The sequence below is a fragment of the Flavobacterium sp. genome (assembly GCF_030146175.1).
Taxonomy (GTDB): domain Bacteria; phylum Bacteroidota; class Bacteroidia; order Flavobacteriales; family Flavobacteriaceae; genus Flavobacterium.
The window spans coordinates 1-17,693 of the sequence record NZ_JASLCE010000045.1; the positions used below are offsets into that span (position 1 = coordinate 1).

General features: G+C 37.4%; 14 protein-coding genes. 10 read left to right on the top strand and 4 right to left on the bottom strand.

What is annotated here, in order from left to right; all coding sequences use genetic code 11:
- Positions 1-245: 245 nt before the first annotated feature.
- Entirely contained in the window at positions 246-1,046 is an 801-nt protein-coding gene (locus tag Q1R07_RS05555; RefSeq protein WP_300487002.1) for a hypothetical protein, read from the top strand.
- A 106-nt stretch (positions 1,047-1,152) separates the two neighbouring features.
- Here the strand turns inward: Q1R07_RS05555 and Q1R07_RS05560 are convergent, their stop codons facing one another.
- Positions 1,153-1,602 (bottom strand): hypothetical protein, encoded by a 450-nt coding sequence (locus tag Q1R07_RS05560; RefSeq protein WP_300487005.1) that lies wholly within the window; start codon positions 1,600-1,602, stop codon positions 1,153-1,155.
- Positions 1,603-1,952: 350 nt separating this feature from the next.
- Between Q1R07_RS05560 and Q1R07_RS05565 the strand changes: the two genes are divergently transcribed.
- From Q1R07_RS05565 to Q1R07_RS05575, 3 genes are all read left to right on the top strand, one after another.
- Positions 1,953-3,281, top strand: coding sequence for an amidohydrolase family protein (locus Q1R07_RS05565; RefSeq protein ID WP_300487007.1), 1,329 nt, complete (start codon positions 1,953-1,955; stop codon positions 3,279-3,281).
- 204 nt (positions 3,282-3,485) lie between these two features.
- Entirely contained in the window at positions 3,486-3,983 is a 498-nt protein-coding gene (locus Q1R07_RS05570) for a DUF4199 domain-containing protein (RefSeq protein ID WP_300487009.1), read from the top strand.
- A 12-nt stretch (positions 3,984-3,995) separates the two neighbouring features.
- Positions 3,996-4,367 (top strand): DoxX family membrane protein, encoded by a 372-nt coding sequence (locus Q1R07_RS05575; RefSeq protein ID WP_300487011.1) that lies wholly within the window; start codon positions 3,996-3,998, stop codon positions 4,365-4,367.
- A 79-nt stretch (positions 4,368-4,446) separates the two neighbouring features.
- On the opposite strand, the gene Q1R07_RS05580 is transcribed toward Q1R07_RS05575, so the two are convergent.
- A complete protein-coding gene (locus Q1R07_RS05580) occupies positions 4,447-4,767 on the bottom strand; it encodes a hypothetical protein (RefSeq protein WP_300487014.1) in 321 nt (106 codons plus the stop codon).
- A 920-nt stretch (positions 4,768-5,687) separates the two neighbouring features.
- The gene (locus tag Q1R07_RS05585; protein ID WP_300487017.1) at positions 5,688-6,572 is read right to left on the bottom strand and encodes an AraC family transcriptional regulator; all 885 of its coding nucleotides are present in this window, start codon (positions 6,570-6,572) and stop codon (positions 5,688-5,690) included.
- 1,239 nt (positions 6,573-7,811) lie between these two features.
- Here Q1R07_RS05585 and Q1R07_RS05590 point away from each other — a divergent pair.
- From Q1R07_RS05590 to Q1R07_RS05605, 4 genes are all read left to right on the top strand, one after another.
- Positions 7,812-8,624: a universal stress protein gene (locus Q1R07_RS05590; RefSeq protein WP_300487020.1), complete on the top strand. Its 813-nt coding sequence runs from the start codon at positions 7,812-7,814 to the stop codon at positions 8,622-8,624.
- A gap of 82 nt (positions 8,625-8,706) precedes the next feature.
- The gene (locus Q1R07_RS05595) at positions 8,707-9,087 is read left to right on the top strand and encodes a hypothetical protein (RefSeq protein ID WP_300487023.1); all 381 of its coding nucleotides are present in this window, start codon (positions 8,707-8,709) and stop codon (positions 9,085-9,087) included.
- 79 nt (positions 9,088-9,166) lie between these two features.
- A complete protein-coding gene (locus Q1R07_RS05600) occupies positions 9,167-13,546 on the top strand; it encodes a CusA/CzcA family heavy metal efflux RND transporter (protein WP_300487026.1) in 4,380 nt (1,459 codons plus the stop codon).
- A 3-nt stretch (positions 13,547-13,549) separates the two neighbouring features.
- A complete protein-coding gene (locus Q1R07_RS05605; protein WP_300487029.1) occupies positions 13,550-14,686 on the top strand; it encodes an efflux RND transporter periplasmic adaptor subunit in 1,137 nt (378 codons plus the stop codon).
- Between the two features lie 148 nt (positions 14,687-14,834).
- On the opposite strand, the gene Q1R07_RS05610 is transcribed toward Q1R07_RS05605, so the two are convergent.
- A complete protein-coding gene (locus tag Q1R07_RS05610; RefSeq protein ID WP_300487032.1) occupies positions 14,835-15,722 on the bottom strand; it encodes a LysR substrate-binding domain-containing protein in 888 nt (295 codons plus the stop codon).
- A 95-nt stretch (positions 15,723-15,817) separates the two neighbouring features.
- Here Q1R07_RS05610 and Q1R07_RS05615 point away from each other — a divergent pair, with 95 nt between their 5' ends.
- The gene (locus tag Q1R07_RS05615; RefSeq protein ID WP_300487035.1) at positions 15,818-17,062 is read left to right on the top strand and encodes an MFS transporter; all 1,245 of its coding nucleotides are present in this window, start codon (positions 15,818-15,820) and stop codon (positions 17,060-17,062) included.
- A 2-nt stretch (positions 17,063-17,064) separates the two neighbouring features.
- Positions 17,065-17,693, top strand: a 629-nt coding sequence (locus Q1R07_RS05620; RefSeq protein ID WP_300487037.1) for an MBL fold metallo-hydrolase, incomplete at its 3' end; no start/stop codon positions are given.

The following is a 17,693-nucleotide window of genomic DNA, read 5'->3' on the forward strand; positions in this document are numbered from 1 at the left end:
CCATCATTCACCCTTAGTACTTTAAGCGGCTTTAGAAATAAAGCCGCTTTTTTTATGTCTTGTAAAGTTAAATCTTTATGATGGCTATTTCTTCTTTTAAGAATCGTTCAACTTAAAATTTAAGTAAAAGATTCTTTTACCTCTTAATAAACGAATGGTTATAAAATGTAATAATGCGTATTATTACGGAATTATATCTCAATAATATTTAAGTTATTTGGGCTTAAAATGCTTATTAAAATATTATGATCATAAAAAAGATAATGCTTCTGATTTTTAAAAAAATTAAGAAACCCCTAAAAAGAAAAAACTTAAAAAAGAACGAAATTTATTTTACGATTGCTAGCTCAATTATTTTAGGTTTAGCAGCAATTTACATTTCATTTAAAGCTAATGAAATAGCTGAAAAACAATATCAAATGGATTATTTTGAAAGTCGACCGGAGTTTTTAGTAAAATTAGAAGAATTAGGTGATGGGGAAAGTAGTCAAGTAATAATAAAAAAGATTAATGGAAAAGCAAAGAATATAAGAGCGGGTTTACCTATTAGTGTTTTAGATATCCAAACAATAGAGAAAGAAAATTTAATATATGGAAAAACTTTTATACTTGGAGATAATTTTAGAGAAATAACCAATGATTTTCCAGAAGGTAACTATGAAAAAAAAGTAAGAGGATATAAGAATTTGATGAATAGTTGGCTTCTAAAGCATGAGTTACATACAAAAGTTCAAGAAAAATATGATTTAAGATCAAGTTCACATATTACAACATTTGTTTCTATTAGTTATTTAAATTTTGAAGAAAAAAGAATAACTGAATATTATTTAATTTCTCAAATGTCATCATTTGGAACTTTGGTGACAGATACTATTAAAATGAAAAACTATGTCCATGATTTTTTCCCTGATCCTCAAAGGGAAGATTATATCTTCTTAGAGGATATTAAAAAAATAGATATTGATAGAATATTAAATAAATATGAGAAAGAAAAAATAAAGCGAGAGGTTTCTCATCTATTTTTAGAGAATCTGTTTTGTAAATAAGATTTTAAAACAAATATTCTTTCTTTTTTACCCATAACATAAATTTTGATCCAGTCTATAAAAAACAAAACCCTGTAGTTACTACAGGGTTTTATTATTTGATCAATTAACGAACAGTTCGTTCCGTAATGTTTTCGTTGTATTTTTCATAGAAAATATCCAATCGTTCCGGGTTGATTTCGCCATTAGCATTGAGTACTTTCTCTTTAAGTAGCCAGGTGATTAGTTTTTGCATGTTTTTTCTGGAGTTTAAACCCATTCCGGAAATGGCCTGCGATTTATTGGTAGTTTCCACTTTTTTCTTAAACGGTATAAAGTTTAAAACCAGATAATCGTCGTCCAGATATTCTCTTGTTTCGTTATTGTTGAATTTGTAGAGTAAAAGCTCATTATCGTCTAAACTAAAGAGCGTATGGATAAAGGAATTGGTTTTTTCGTATTTCAGAACTTGTTTGCCGTCAAAAAGTACTTTTTCGTCTTTAATTTCTACTTCCTGCGCATTCATAAATAGGCCTCCTAAAAGAAAAAGACCTGAAAATAATAATTTGCGATTCATTGGTTTTAGTTTGTAAATGTTATTTGAGTTTGTTAAAAAGTTGCCAAATATATAAAAGAAACTTATATGATAAAGTGTTGTTGTAAGTAAAGTTTTAATTTTTAGTGTGACTTAGTTTATACGTTATATCTGATGTAAAAAAGCGAGAGGAGATTAAAAACAACTTTACTCTGAAATAAGTTGATTTTAAGCCGATTTATTTCGGGATCATTTCTTTTAACAAGCGCTGACTCTTTTCTATTTTAATTCCTTTATCATTTATAAAGCAACGATTTATTTTATAAAAAAGTAGATTTTTTGGAGTATCTTAGGACAATATGTAATAGTTATAACCCCAAAATCTATTTTATATGAAATTTAAGTACATACTAACACTTTTTTTGATGGGTGGTTGTTTTGCTATGGCACAAACCAAACAAGTGTTGATCGAAAATGTCAGACTTTTGGATCTTAAAGCTGCTAAATTAACCACACCGATGCATGTTTTGGTATCCGGTTCGACGATACAAAAAATAAGTGCTACAGCTATTACGGCCGACAAAGAGGTGATAAGGATTAATGGTGGCGGTAAGACCTTGATGCCCGGTTTAATCGATGTCCATGTACACATGACATTTGGTACGTTTACGATGGCACAATTGATGGGAGAAGATTTAACGGAAGAATTTCTGGTTCGCAAAATAGGTGAATCGGCCCAACAAATGCTGCTTCGCGGATTTACAAGTGTCCGTGATGCGGGCGGTCCTATTTTTCCGTTAAAAACAGCCATCGATGCCGGTAAATTGGTCGGTCCGCGTATCTGGCCTTCGGGTGCTGTGGTGAGTCAGACTGCCGGGCATGGTGATTTTAGAACGCCGAATGAACGCTCCCGTCGCTTTTTCGGAAAACCGTCCCGAGCCGAACAAGTGGGGGCTACTTTTATTGCCGATGGTCGGGATGATGTATTAACGGCCGTACGGGAAAACCTGCGTTTTGGCGCCAGTCAGATTAAACTCATGGCGGGTGGTGGAACGTCGTCAGCCTATGATCCGATTGATGTGACGCAATATACACTCGACGAAATGAAAGCCGCCGTAGAAGCCGCTGCCGACTGGGGGACATACGTTATGGTACATGCCTATACGCCAAAAGCGGTGCAACGTGCTGTCGAAGCGGGGGTGAAATGTGTCGAGCACGGTCAGATGCTGGATGAAGCAACCTTAAAATTACTGGCAGAGAAAAACGTTTGGTTAAGTCTGCAGAATCTAATGGATAACAACGACAGTATGGATGAGCAGCGCAAACAAAAGCGTAAGCCGGTATTGGAAGGACAAAATAAAGTATGGCCTTTGGCGAAAAAGTTAGGTGTAAAACTGGCCTGGGGAACCGATTTTCTGTTTCAACCGGAATTAAACGATGAACAGAATAGTTATATTTTACGTCTTCAAAAATGGTTTAGCAATGCTGAAATTTTAAAGATGATCACTCAGGATAACGGAGAATTATTACAATTATCCGGTTTGCGCAATCCATATCCCGGAAAACTAGGAGTCGTGGAAGAGCAGGCTTTGGCCGATTTGCTATTGGTAGATGGTGATCCATTAAAAGATCTGTCGATAATCGCAAATCCGGAGAAAAACTTTTTATTGATCATGAAAAATGGACAACTATACAAGAATACAATCAAAGCTAAAAAGTAGTTCCTTTTATAGGTCGTATTGTTGGGGGTTTTAATAGATGTTATCGGTAAAAATGGTTTGTGATTTTTTTGAATTTATAATGTGTTTTTATTGTGATTAATTCAATTTTTAGGATTTTATAAAATTGAATTGATGTAAAATTATGACTTAATTTGATTTTTTGTTAATTTAGATTCTGATTAATATCTAATTATATAAAATTTAATGGCTAAATTCAAAATTGAAATCAAATGGGCTTTTATATTTATTACAATGTCCTTGTTATGGATGGTTCTGGAAAAGTTATGCGGATTGCATAGTACACATATCGATAAACAGCAATATCTCACACTACTTTTTATAATTCCGGCTGTTTGGATATATTTTCTCGCTCTTAAAGACAAAAAAATACACTATTATAAAGGTGTAATGAGCTATAAACAAGGGTTTATCAGCGGGTTAATCGTTACGTTAATTGTCGCACTTTTTAGTCCACTCACACAGTGGATCATCTCTTGTGTTATTACTCCGGAATATTTTCCAAATGTCATCGAATATTCTTTAAAAACCGGATACCACAAAACCCGTGAAGCAGCTGAGGCCTATTTTAGTCTTGAGAATTATATAAAGCAGAGCGTTATCGGAGCGTTAATGATGGGTATTGTTACGACTGCGATCGTGGCTTTTTTTGTACGTAGTAAAAATTCTAAAAATGAATCCTAAAACCATAAAACTATGAAAATAATAAAACTGATTATCTGTCTGCTTTTCGGGCTTATGTTTATCAATGCCGGGCTTAATAAGTTTTTAAACTATATGCCTATGGAAAAAATGAGCGATGAGCAAATGAAAATTATGGAAGCGTTTATGACAATAAAATGGTTGATGCCTCTGGCCGGAGTTATCGAGATTCTCGGCGGATTGTTGTTTATTATTCCCAAAACACGCGCTTTAGGAGCGATTATTATCCTTCCGGTGATGGTTGGGATCGTTTGCCATAACATCATTTTTGAACCATCCGGACTTCCTTTGGTGTTAACGCTTTTCCTAATCAATATGCTAATTATTGCAGACAATTGGAAAAAATACAAACCAATGTTTTCGTGATAAAGGAGTACAATACTATAAAACGCCTCGTTGTTTACCACTTTAAACAGCGAGGCGTTTCCTTTAGGGAGGGCTATTATTATTTTTTGTCTTCCGGGCGATCTTTTATCTGCGATTCTTTTAAATAAACCTTTTTCCCCGTTTTGTTTACATAATATTTTTGATTTTTATTATTGATGTAAACATCGGTTCCGTCAGGAGCCATTTTACCTTTCCATACTTTGTCGGAAATTTTAGAGGTTCCTTTTACTGCTACTTCGGCGGTTTTGTCACCGACTTTCTTAGCGGTTTTTTCAATTTTGTCGCCTACGCTTTCTTTTTTTTCCTGTGCTTGTACCGAAATCGAAAAGACGGTAAACAAACCCAGGGATACCACGGTTAAAATGCTGCTTCTTTTCATACTATAATTATTTTGAAGTTATACTTAGTTAAGATTTTTAGCAGTAAGTTGCGGTGAAGCTATTTTTTATTGGATGGTTTCTATAAAGATACTAATAAAGTAGGACAGAATATTCTAATAGGTTGATTATTAGCTTTTTTTTAAGAATTAATGTATTGGTACCTTTTGGACTAAAAAAGTAGAAAAATTAAATGTGTTTAAAAAAAATAGGTATAAAAAGTCCAATTTTAAAGAATAATAGATCAGATTAGAGGATTCAAACGGTTGAAAAATCTAATATTGTACTACGTTCTTAATTAATCTCACTTGTAATTATTTTGGTAAGTTTTTTGTATTGACGGGGAAGGGATACCTAATGGGGGATATATGAAATAATGATTTGTATTTATGAGATTTTACAAGTTGTTATTCATTAATAGGTTGTTTTCCTTCCCCTCATCAATACATTTATGTAGCATTTATACTAATTTTAAAACGGTATGTCCTAACAAATGTAACATTTAATATATCATAATAAAAATAAGTGTTTGATTATCAATGTTTTTGTCCTGACTGCAATAAAAGATTTATTTAAAGTCGGTAGTTAGTATAGTACGCTTTAATAGAGCGTTCTAAGTTTAGAATAAAGATTAAAACTAATTGTAAATAGTCCAGTTTAATAGAGGTTCTGTTGATAGTAGGAAAAGTAAATATAAGTTGAAAATGCCATCTGATATACACAGGTGGCATTTTTTTATGTACACTGCCGGAAATGCCCTAAATTGTAATTATATCGATGGTTAATCAGGTTGTAGAGATAAAAAGCACAGTATATAAAAAATCCCTGATCGTATTATAGATCAGGGAAAGAAAATGGCAAATTGCTATTGCGCTTTAAAACAATTCAATTAATGAATATTCAGATAAGCGAATAGTGGATTTTAATTATAAATAGAAAATGATTTTTTATATTCCGATGGCGTAATACCATGATGCTTTTTAAACGATTTAATAAAACTCTCATTCGTATTAAATCCTAAAAAATCATAAACTTTTATGTGCTCTTTACTTTTTGTTTGAAGTAGGATTGTCGCTTTATCCATTTTTTGGATTAAAAAATATTTTTTTGGCGACATGCCATAGATTTGGATGAAATGTCTTTTAAAAGTAGATAAACTCAGATTGCATAGCGATGCCATTTCAGAAATACTGGTATTTTTATAAACATTGCTATCTACAATTTGCTGTATCGTAGATTCCTGATAACATATTAGATTAATAAACCAGTTTATTTTATCGGGATCATTACTGAATAGGTCTAACATAAATTCTTCAAATTTTACCAGGCATATATTTTCTGGCGAATCTTCCTTATGAGTTATATACTCTAAAGAAGGAAGAAAATAGTCCTCTATAAAGTTACTTTTTTCGCATTCCATATGGTTTTCAAGATAGTGTGAACTACGATTCTTTTTTATTTTTTGGAAATCGGGATACTTTAACAAAAAATCATTCAAAACTTTGTTGTTAAACATGATACAGACACCTTCAATATAGTCCTCTTCTTTTAAGGTAGTTTCAAAAACGAATTGAGCACCTGAAGAAAATATCATAAAATTATAAGGACTAAGGGCAATAGTAGAACGTTTTATCGCTACTTTTTTCATGCCTTTTATAGGAAAAACAATCAGGTTATAATTAAGTGATACTTTTATTTTAGAAATAGAACGTTTGGTTTGAAAATGTACTATGCGGATATCATTTACCAGATCATTGGTTAAACAACAGGCGGTTTCTTTTGAATTAAATACACGGTCTTCCATCATAAAGGATATTTTAAATTAAACATGATTTTACTCTAATTGATATCATCTTAGATTTTCTTTTTCTGTGTTTTATCAGAAATAAGCAAGTCTAAGAGACCAGATAGTATTCAGTTTTTTCGGGTAATATCATAGATGACAATACTGTAAAAATAGGAACGATAGAAAATTATAGTATCATTCAGATTATGACAGCATTATTACTTAATAGATAAAAATGAGGTAGATAGGAGCGGACGGATGGGTTTTATATGTAATGCATACATTTAATTTTTTTAGTTAATACTAATTTTTCAATCGGTTTGGGAGAATATATAAAGAGAGGTGAAAATGGGTGGTCTTCCTTAACTAGAGGGTAATTGTTCAAAAAGTTTTATGAGACTAGTTTTTAGCCCATAAAAATAATTGGGAAGACACTATTTATTGTGGGAGGATAGTATATTCAGAAATGACAAAACAAGTCATAACGATTTTTACTTAAACAAAAATAGTTAAAAATGTTTTAAAAAAGTAGTTTTTTTGAAAAAAATGTTTAAAAAGTTGCTAAAATGATCTTTTAGCCGATTAAATCAGGATAAGTGTTGTTTTAAACTTATTGGTATAGCTATACTGTAATAGTGATAAAAGAGCTGTTTATAGTATTAAAATAACAAAAGTTTGTTTTAGTACAAAACATCTATTTTCCTGTAGAAAAGAGTCATTCTTTTTGAGAAAAAATAGAAGTGTTTTTACTTTGTTTAATGAAGTTAAGATTTAAATATAGAAACAGCGAAAGCATTTCAAGACTTCAGATAAATAATTCAAAATTTATAAACCGGTATATATACAGTTTTGATTTTTATACTGGGAAGTTGTACATAAAGAAGTCGGTTTTATTTCTGAGGGAATCTAAAATATAATTAAGATAAACAATATAAAATTGTAATAGTTAAATAGTTAATCTGTATGAAAAAAGTTTTGAGTTAGTTAAGTTTTCCATACCATGGAATTTATTTTTTTTCATATTTAATCCAAAAAAATGGATAAAATCATTTTTTTTGCCGGTGTGGTTAGCCGGCTTTTTTATTGATAAAAGAAAAAGTTATGTTACTTTTTTGCGGGTTTGGAAATGAAAAGAATTTAACAGGATTTTATAACTTCAAAAGGGATTCATTCGGCTTAGAATCCTTAAATTTAAGAAATTCTAAAAACAGTCGGGATTGCCCAAATTCAGGCTGAATAACTCAAAATCTGCCTATAACTATGAAGACAATTATCATCGCAACTGATTTTTCAGCCGAAGCCATTAATGCTGCAAAATATATTGCAAAAGCGGTTACCGGAAAAGCCTATCGACTTGTACTTTATAATCTGTATAACACTTCTATTCATGCACAAAATGCCCGCTTGTCAGCTATGGAAATCGATAAGATGTTTCAGGCACAAAAAAGTAAGGTGAACGAAAAAGCAATTGCTTTGAACGAAATGTATCGTGTTGAAGTGGTTACACATGTAGTAGCCGGTAATTTTTACGAAGAATTGGTGAAAAGTATACAACAATTTGATGCCGAATTGGTTGTAATGGGAATGGCCGAAAGATCGGTGGAACAGGATTTGTTAGGCAATACGACCACCGCGGCGATCAGTATGCTAAAATTCCCTGTACTGAGTATTCCTTTAGGAGCCGAATATAACGGTATCAAACATATTCTTTTTGCTTGCGATGTCGTGAGAGGTGTACACAAAACGGTACTCGATAGAGTACGGGAAGTAGCGGCCGATTATCATGCTACTGTTGAAGTATTTCATATTCGGGAAAAGTCGGAAGAAATAACGCAACAACAAGACGAAATGCATCCGATGGAAGCAACATTATCCGGAGTGAATCACACCTATAAAAACGTACAGTCGTCTGAAATAATTAAAGCCATTCGGGATGAGATTGTAGCGTCTGAAACCGATTTGTTAATTATGGTTCCGTATAAATATGGTTTTTGGGATTCGATGTTACACAAAAGTAAAACCCGAGCAATGGCATCCGGAAGTAAGGTTCCATTATTATCGCTTCCGCTATAACACAATTTAAACTCTTTTTAAACTATAGGTTAAATTTATGAATTGACTTGTTTTCCGAAACAGGACTCTCTAATTTTGTCATGTGAAAAAACTGGCCGTATACATACTCGTATTTCTGATTAGCCTGAACAATTGCTTTTTTGTACAATTGTTCAAACTGCCGGTTTTGTTTCAACACTTTGAAGAACACCAAAACGATGATGGGAACCTCGGCTTTGTCGATTTTCTGGCCATGCATTATTGGGGTGACGATATTAACGATTCGGACGACGATCGCGATATGCAGTTGCCTTTTAAAAAAGTGGATCACCATGTGCCGAATTTGGTATTTATTCCGAATCGTATTTCCTATACTACGACTATCAATCGTATACCGGACACTTCCCGGTTAAAAATTACCTATAATAGCCACTTACACCCTAATCCGCATTTGGGTGCTTTGTTTCGTCCTCCAATCGTATAACTTCTTTATCGGATTTTAAAAAAATACCAAAGACACAATCGTGTCTGTTGGCGCATTTACTATAAATTCAAATGAAGTTATGCTAACAAAAATCATTCAATTTTCAGTTAAAAATAAACTGGCAATTGGGATCTTCATGTTACTATGGGTAGTCTATGGTATCTATGAAGTGACTCGTTTGCCTATTGATGCCGTACCGGACATCACGAACAATCAGGTACAAATTATTACAACGGCACCAGCTTTGGGAGCCGAAGATGTGGAACGGTTAATAACCTTTCCGATTGAACAGGCCATTAGTAACATCCCAAACCTAAAAGAAAGCCGGAGTATTTCCCGCTTTGGTTTGTCGGTAGTTACAGTCGTTTTCGATGAAAAAGCCGATGTTTACTGGGCGCGTCAACAAGTAACCGAGCGCCTGCAACAAGTGGCTATCGACGAAAATGCCAACCGACCGGAAATGGCACCGGTAACCACCGGATTGGGAGAAATTTACCAATATGTCCTCAAACCCCAAAAAGGTTTTGAAAGTAAGTATTCGCTGGCCGATTTACGGACCATACAGGACTGGACTGTAAGAAAACAGTTACTTGGAACACCCGGTATTGCCGACGTCGCAACCTTTGGCGGAAAGCTAAAACAATATGAAGTAGCCGTTAATCCCGCCCGACTAAAAGCACACAATCTAACCATTAGCGATGTTTTTATCGCATTAAACCGGAGTAACCAGAATACCGGTGGTGCCTATATTGAAAAAGGACCTACCGTTTCCTATATCCGTAGTGTGGGGCTGGCACGGGATATAAAGGATATCGAAAATATTGTGATCAAATCTACTCAGGCCGGAACGCCGGTACTGGTTAAAAACATTGCGGAAGTAAAATTAGCATCCGCCATCCGTTATGGAGCGTTAACCACAGATGATCGCGGGGAAGCCGTAGGCGGAATCGTGATGATGCTAAAAGGCGAAAATGCCAGTAATGTAATCGAAAACGTTAAAAATAAAGTTACCGAAATCGAAAAAATCCTCCCGGAAGGCCTTACGATAGAACCGTTCCTGGATCGTACCAAAATGGTGGATAACGCTATTGGAACCGTAGAAAAGAACCTTATCGAAGGCGCGCTGATTGTCGTTTTGGTACTGGTTCTCTTTTTAGGAAACCTGAGAGCCGGGTTTATTGTCGCTTCGGTAATACCATTGTCCATGCTTTTTGCAATCAGTATGATGAATGCTTTCGGAGTAAGCGGTAATCTGATGAGTCTCGGTGCATTGGATTTCGGACTGATTGTCGACGGAGCGGTGATCATCGTAGAAGCGATATTGCATCATTTGCATTCGGAAAAAAAATACCAACTACAAACCGATATTTCACAACAGGAAATGGATCGGGAAGTAACCGGATCGGCTTCCCGCATGATGAATGCCGCTGTTTTCGGTCAGATTATTATCCTGATCGTTTACCTGCCAATCCTGTCGCTACAGGGAATTGAAGGGAAAATGTTTAAGCCGATGGCGCAAACGGTGGCTTTTGCAATCCTCGGTGCTTTTATCTTATCACTAACGTATGTGCCCATGGTTAGCGCACTGTTTATCAGTAAAAAAGTAAACCACAAACCCAATCTTTCCGACAGGGTAATGGCTCGTTTGGAAACCGGTTATGAAAAACTGCTTTCCAGAGGCTTAAGGTTCCGAAAAGGAATTGTGGCGGTTGCCATCGTGTTGTTTTCGCTGGCAGTATTGTTATTTACCCGAATGGGAGGGGAATTTATCCCACAACTGGAAGAAGGCGATTTTGCAGTCGAAACCCGATTGCTACTCGGTACCAATTTAACCACAACTACCGAAACCATACAGAAAATATCCGTAGCATTAAAGGAACAGTATCCTGAAGTAAACCGGGTCGTATCGCGAATCGGTAGTGCCGAAATACCAACCGATCCGATGCCGATTGAAGGGGGAGACATGATCATTGTACTTAAAGATAAATCGGAGTGGACGAGTGCTTCCTCATTTTCTGAATTGGCCGAAAAAATGGCGGCTACGGTTCAGGAAGTCGCACCAGGGGTCACAACAGGTTTCCAGTTCCCGGTGCAAATGCGTTTTAATGAATTGATGACCGGTGCGAAACAGGATGTAGTTTGTAAAATCTATGGAGAAGATTTGGATAAACTGGCGCAATATGCTGAACAATTGGGAGCGATTAGCCGTAGTGTAAAAGGTACAGCCGATTTATATGTGGAAAAAGTAACCGGTATGCCGCAAATTGTAATCGATTATAACTGGGCCGAAATGGCCAAATATGGCCTGTATGTTCAGGATATTAACCGTACGGTGAATGCCGCATTTGCCGGAGCCGTGGCCGGAAATATTTATGAAGGGGAAAAGCGTTTTGATCTGGTCGTACGGGTCGATGCCGCCGGACGAAAAGATATTAACGACGTTCGGAATCTTCTGGTAGCTACGGCTTCCGGAGCGCAGATTCCGTTATATCAGGTGGCGTCGGTTCAGGAAGTGGAAGGACCAAATCAGATTCAGCGGGAAGATGCCAAACGCCGGATTATTGTAGGCTTTAATGTACGTGGTCGCGATGTACAGAGTATTGTAAACGAACTGCAACAGAAGGTAAGCGCTCAAATTAAATTCGATCCCGGGTATTATGTGACCTATGGCGGTGCTTTCGAAAACCTGCAACAGGCAAAAAGCCGATTGGGTGTGGCGGTTCCGGTGGCATTACTGTTAATCTTCGGACTATTGTATTTTGCTTTCAGATCGTTTAAGGAAGGAATCATCATTTTTACAGCGATACCGTTATCGGCTATCGGAGGTGTGTTCGCACTGACCTTACGGGATATGCCGTTTAGTATTTCGGCCGGAGTTGGATTTATCGCGCTTTTCGGTGTTGCGGTTCTGAATGGAATTGTACTGATATCGGAATTTAACCGAATCCGAAAACTAGGTGAAATCACCGATCCGTTACAATTGATCATTACCGGTACCAAAAACAGATTGCGCCCGGTATTGATGACAGCGGCTGTAGCTTCTTTAGGATTCCTGCCAATGGCACTGAGTAATGGTGCCGGTGCCGAAGTGCAACGTCCGCTGGCTACGGTGGTTATTGGCGGATTGTTAACCGCTACGTTGCTAACCTTATTTGTATTGCCAGCCATTTATTTAATGACATATGACACGAAATTATTTCAAAAGAAAATGAAAAAGAATAAAAACAGCAACCTGCTGCTACTCCTGTTCGGATTTTTAATTTCCGGAGGATTATGGGCGCAGGAAACGGTTCCGGTTTCACTGGACGGATCGATTGCCATTGCGATTAAAAACAACAAACGAATCCGAGCGGCGCGACATAACGAACAATCGAAAGAATGGTTGCGTCAGTCGGCTTATGATATCCCGAAAACCAATGTAGATGCCGATTACGGACAGTTTAACAGTCAGTTTAAAGATAACCGTTTTGGGATAAGTCAGACGTTTAATTTTCCAACGGTCTATTCCCGACAAAAGAAAGCACTCACAGAAGGGTTTCGGGTAGCTCAGGCACAAACACAACTTACGGAACAGGAGTTAAAAGCGCAAGTACGCCAATGGTATTATGAGCTGATCTGGTTACAGCATAAAAAAGCATTATTGCATTATGCCGACAGTATTTACCGTCTGATGGAAGAGAAGTCGAAGCTGCGGTTTAAAGTCGGCGAAACGAATATATTGGAGAAAAGTGCCTCGCAGTCGGCACGACAGTTTTACACGAATCAATTCAATATGATCACTCAGGATATTGCGATAGCGCAACGATCGTTTAATACGGTTCTACAGGATAATATTAGCTATGTTCCGGAAAATTCGCCCATTAAAATGGATGAAAAAGGAACGCTTGAAAAACCAGCTGCCGAAAATCTTCCCGCGGTAAAATTATCACAACACGAAGCCGAAAGTGCCCGTTGGCGTTGGAAAACCGAACGTGCCAGAATGCTACCGGATATCACGTTGGGCTATAACAATCTTAGTATTACCGGCTTTCAGACCAATGCGTCGGGACAGGAAGTTTATTACGACAGCGGACAACGGTTTAGTTATATAAATGCCGGGATAAGTCTGCCGTTGTTTTTCGGAAGTCAGTCGGCGCGTAGTAAAGCCGCCAAAGCCGAGTGGGACTATTATAAAACACAGGCGGAAGCCATCAAAACGGAACTTTCGGCACAACAACTCAACGCTGCAAAAGAACTGGAAAAATTCCGGGAAAGTTTACAGTATTATGAATCACAGGGACTGGAAAATGCCAAAACAATCATCGATGCGGCAAACAGCCAGTTAAATAATGGGGATATCGATTACCTGCAATGGGTAATGGTAGTCAATCAGGCCATCACCATCAAAAACGAATACCTCGATACGGTCAATAATTACAATAAGGCTGTGATTCGGGTACAATCTTTAAACAACTTTTAAATCATGAAAAAGTATAGTATCTCCATAGTCGCACTAGTATTTATGATGTTGCTTTCCTGTAGTAAAAAGGAAACCGAAACGTCAAAAGATTCGACATCAACTACGCCGGGTATCGTAAAACTGAGCACCGCACAGGTTCAGAATGCCGGAATAACGGTAGGACAACCTTCGGAAAAAGAACTCAGCGGCGTTCTCACCTTACAGGGAACCGTAACCGTACCGCCGCAAAGCCGCGTGGATGTAACGTTTCCGCTAGGGGGCTATATCCGGAAAACAAACGTAATGCCGGGTATGCATGTTAAAAAAGGACAACTACTGGCACAAATCGAAGACATGCAATATATCCAGTTACAACAGGATTATCTTACGGCTAAAGAGAAATACAATCTGGCCGTAATGGAATACAACCGTCAGAAAGAATTGAATGCTAAAAAAGCCAGTAGCGACAAACTATTGGAACAAATCACAAGCGAACGCGAAACCCAACGAATTACCATGACTTCATTGGGGCAAAAACTTTCGTTACTGGGAATCAATATCGGACGATTGTCTACTGCTACGATTAGTAAGTCGATTGCCATTGTATCGCCGGTAAATGGGCTGGTATCGAAAGTAAATATCAATATCGGAAAATATGTCGGGCCGACAGAAATGTTGTTTGAGTTGGTCGATATGCAGGATGTCGTACTGTCTTTTAATGCTTTTGAAAAAGATATCGCCTATCTGAAAACCGGACAAAAATTGGACGTTTACACGAATGATCAATCAGATCGGAAATACCGTGCAACAATTGCTTATATTAACCATTCTCTAAATGAGGATCGTGCCGCTGAGGTAATTTGTAAACTGGAATCGTACCAACCGGCTTTACTTCCGGGACTTTTTGTAAACGGTACGATTGAGGTGCAATATAAAAAGGCACTTACGGTTCCGGAAAGTAGTGTTGTAGACTGGAAAGGAAAAAAATACGTTTTTGAAGCACAAGCGGAAAATCGTTTTGCAATGATACCGGTCGTGGCAGGAATTGCACAGGATGGATTGCAACAAATTGTATCGGATAAAATCAATTCGGGTTCCAAGCTGGTTATTCAAAATGCCTATACATTGCTAATGAAAACGATGAATAGCGGAGACGAGTAGAAAAGAAGAAAGAGAAAAGAGAAAAGAGAAAAGAGAAAAGAGAAAAGAGAAAAGAGAAAAGAAAAAAGAAAAGAATTGGGTCGTTAGCAATAATTTGCCCGAAATAGAAAGACCTGTCAGGAATTGTCTCACCCGACAGGTTTTTTCGTTATACACCGAAATTGGAAAGCGGTGCCGTGAGCCGTTCCAGAAAATACCGGGCGGCTTTTTTCTGATAAGCATCCTGATGTGTGATGATCATCGCACGTCGGGTCATGTTGATTTTATTGATTGGAATAATAGCCAGTTCTTTGTCGATGGCAACGGTGGTTTTGGCCAGAATCGTATACCATTTTCCGGATTTTACCAGATCGAGTAAAGTCGGTATGTCATTGATTTCAGCCGATATTTTTGGATGGATGTTGTGTTTGGCAAAGATATCACCCACAAACTTACGCGTACTGTAACCAGCTGCCGGTAATACAATAGGCAACTGACTTATTTCAGTCAAATCGATTTCTTTTTTATCCGCCAGCGGACTATTTAATGCGGCAACCAAACACAATGGGGATTCGAATAACAGTGTATAAGTCAGATTTTCGTCGGCTATGATTTCTTCAAAAGCCAGAACCAGATCCAAATGCAAACCGATCAGTTTGTCGTGTAATTCTTCCGACGTACCAAAGTACACTTTTACGGTAACACCGGGATAATCGTTTAGAAAAGCAATTAATGCCGGCGTGAGCAGATGGCGTAATCCGTAGGTTACTCCAATAGAAAGAGCACCGGTTTTGAGTTCGCTGAGGTCTTTTAATAAGGTTAGTCCGCTATTGGCTTTGTTAACGGTTTGCAGCGCATAACTGTAAAAAAGATCTCCGGCTTCGGTGAGTGTAATCCGTTTACCGATCCGGTTAAACAAAGGCGTGTCGAGTTCAATTTCCAGTTGTTTAATCTGTTGCGACAACGTACTCTGACTAATATTAAGCGCTTCTGCGGCAGCGGTAAAATTGAGTAATTCCTTGGCCTTTATAAAATATTTGAGTTGACGTAGTTCCATTTTTTAAATCGGTTTTATCGATTGATGATATAGAAAAATAACGTTTTACAAATTTATAAATTATAGGGAACTTTGTAGTGTAAAATGATGTAAAAATGAATATGTTCCGGTCACTTAAGTATAGAAATTTCCAGCTTTTCTTTTATGGACAATCTATTTCTTTAATGGGAACCTGGATGCAAAAAACGGCTGTAAGCTGGTTGGTTTACCGACTTACGGGATCGGCCTTTTTATTAGGGTTGGTCACTTTTGCCAGTCTGATTCCTTCTTTGGTACTATCGCCTTTTGCCGGTAGTTATATCGAAAAGCACAATCGCTTTAAAATTATGATGAAAAGCCAGGTTATCTCGATGATACAAGCGGGTACGTTGGCCATAATGATCTATTTTAAATATTATAGTATTCCGGCGCTGATAGGTTTGAGTTTGCTTCAGGGGATCATCAATTCGTTTGATGTAATCTGTCGGCAAACGCTCATGATGGATATGGTGGGTAATAAAGAAGACCTGCCCAATGCCATTGCGTTAAATTCGACCATGACCAACCTGGCTCGGATCATCGGTCCGGCTTTGGCAGGATTGGTGTTGGGAACTCTGGGCGAGGATTTCTGTTTTATCGGGAACTTTTTAAGTTATATTCCGGTATTGTATTGTTTGTACCGAATGGACATCCGAATTTCAGAAAATACCGAACCGATTAATAATGTGTGGTACGAGTTAAAAGAAGGGTTTCATTATCTGGTACACGAAAAAGAGCTGATCAGTTTGATTTTATTGCTTTCAATGAACAGCTTGATTGTGATTCCGTTTAATACCCTGATGCCTATTTTTGCCAAAGATATTTTTAGCGGAACAGCCAGTACTTTTAGTTTGTTCGAAAGTGCGATTGGTCTTGGTGCAGTGATAAGTGCCGTTTATCTGGCGAATCTGAAAAAATACGATCATATTATTAAAATTATTATAATAGCCGGTTTTATGCTTGGAAGCAGCGTGATGTTACTGGCGGGTTCCAATCTGATTGCCGTTTCGGTTATCCTATTGGTTGTAGCCGGTATCGGAATGATGGCACAAACATCGGCTATCAATACCTATATCCAAACCCATGCACATCCGAGTATGCGTTCGCGTTCCATTAGTTATTTTATCATGGGATATCAGGGACTAATTCCGGTAGGGAGCCTTCTGGCCGGTGTTGTAGCAGAATCGATCGGTGTGCGTTTAACCGTGGTTTTCCAGGGCGCCATTGGAATCGTAGCCATATTGGTATTCTACCTGTATTGGAAACGAATGAAAGCCAATAGCATTATAAAAGAAGAAGTGTATAGTAACGAACGATCCTAATCATGAAAATCATACCCCTTAGCGAAGGTATATTCTGGGCTAGTAAAACAAAAGAATTTACCTTGGTCGATAGTGCTCCGGTTGGCGAACCGGGCGCGTTAAAAATGGCAATAAGTCCTTTTCTGATCCAACTTCCGGACGATCTGGTTTTGGTTGACGCCGGACTCGGCTTTGAACGCAACAGAAAACCAATTCTGATTTCGTTGTTGCAAGAAGCTGGGTATGAACCGGAGCAAATTACAAAGGTTTTGTTAAGTCATTTGCATAAAGATCACACCGACGGATTGGGCTTTTTTACTAATGATCATTTTGAAACCTATTTCCCGAAAGCAACTTTGTTTTTGCAGCGGAGAGAAATGGACTATGCTTTATCGCAACCGGAAAATCCGTCGTTTAATTTGAGAACACTAAAAGCTTTACAGGAACTGCCAAATGTGGCGTATATGGAGGCCGATAAAGGTACTATCGGAGCGTATATTACCTTTGAAGTTACCGGCGGACATTCGCCGTTTCATCAGGTATTTTGGTTCCGGGATCAGGATGAGACTGCATTTTATGGCGGTGACAATCTGCCGCAGGAATCCTATCTGAAATACCATATCGCCTATAAAACCGATTATGAAGGAAGAAA

Coding starts and splice junctions, on each gene's coding strand:
- Q1R07_RS05555 (WP_300487002.1), top strand. CDS start 246: ATGATCATAAAAAAGATAATGCTTCTGATTTTTAAAAAAATTAAGAAA.
- Q1R07_RS05560 (WP_300487005.1), bottom strand. CDS start 1,602: ATGAATCGCAAATTATTATTTTCAGGTCTTTTTCTTTTAGGAGGCCTA.
- Q1R07_RS05565 (WP_300487007.1), top strand. CDS start 1,953: ATGAAATTTAAGTACATACTAACACTTTTTTTGATGGGTGGTTGTTTT.
- Q1R07_RS05570 (WP_300487009.1), top strand. CDS start 3,486: ATGGCTAAATTCAAAATTGAAATCAAATGGGCTTTTATATTTATTACA.
- Q1R07_RS05575 (WP_300487011.1), top strand. CDS start 3,996: ATGAAAATAATAAAACTGATTATCTGTCTGCTTTTCGGGCTTATGTTT.
- Q1R07_RS05580 (WP_300487014.1), bottom strand. CDS start 4,767: ATGAAAAGAAGCAGCATTTTAACCGTGGTATCCCTGGGTTTGTTTACC.
- Q1R07_RS05585 (WP_300487017.1), bottom strand. CDS start 6,572: ATGATGGAAGACCGTGTATTTAATTCAAAAGAAACCGCCTGTTGTTTA.
- Q1R07_RS05590 (WP_300487020.1), top strand. CDS start 7,812: ATGAAGACAATTATCATCGCAACTGATTTTTCAGCCGAAGCCATTAAT.
- Q1R07_RS05600 (WP_300487026.1), top strand. CDS start 9,167: ATGCTAACAAAAATCATTCAATTTTCAGTTAAAAATAAACTGGCAATT.
- Q1R07_RS05605 (WP_300487029.1), top strand. CDS start 13,550: ATGAAAAAGTATAGTATCTCCATAGTCGCACTAGTATTTATGATGTTG.
- Q1R07_RS05610 (WP_300487032.1), bottom strand. CDS start 15,722: ATGGAACTACGTCAACTCAAATATTTTATAAAGGCCAAGGAATTACTC.
- Q1R07_RS05615 (WP_300487035.1), top strand. CDS start 15,818: ATGAATATGTTCCGGTCACTTAAGTATAGAAATTTCCAGCTTTTCTTT.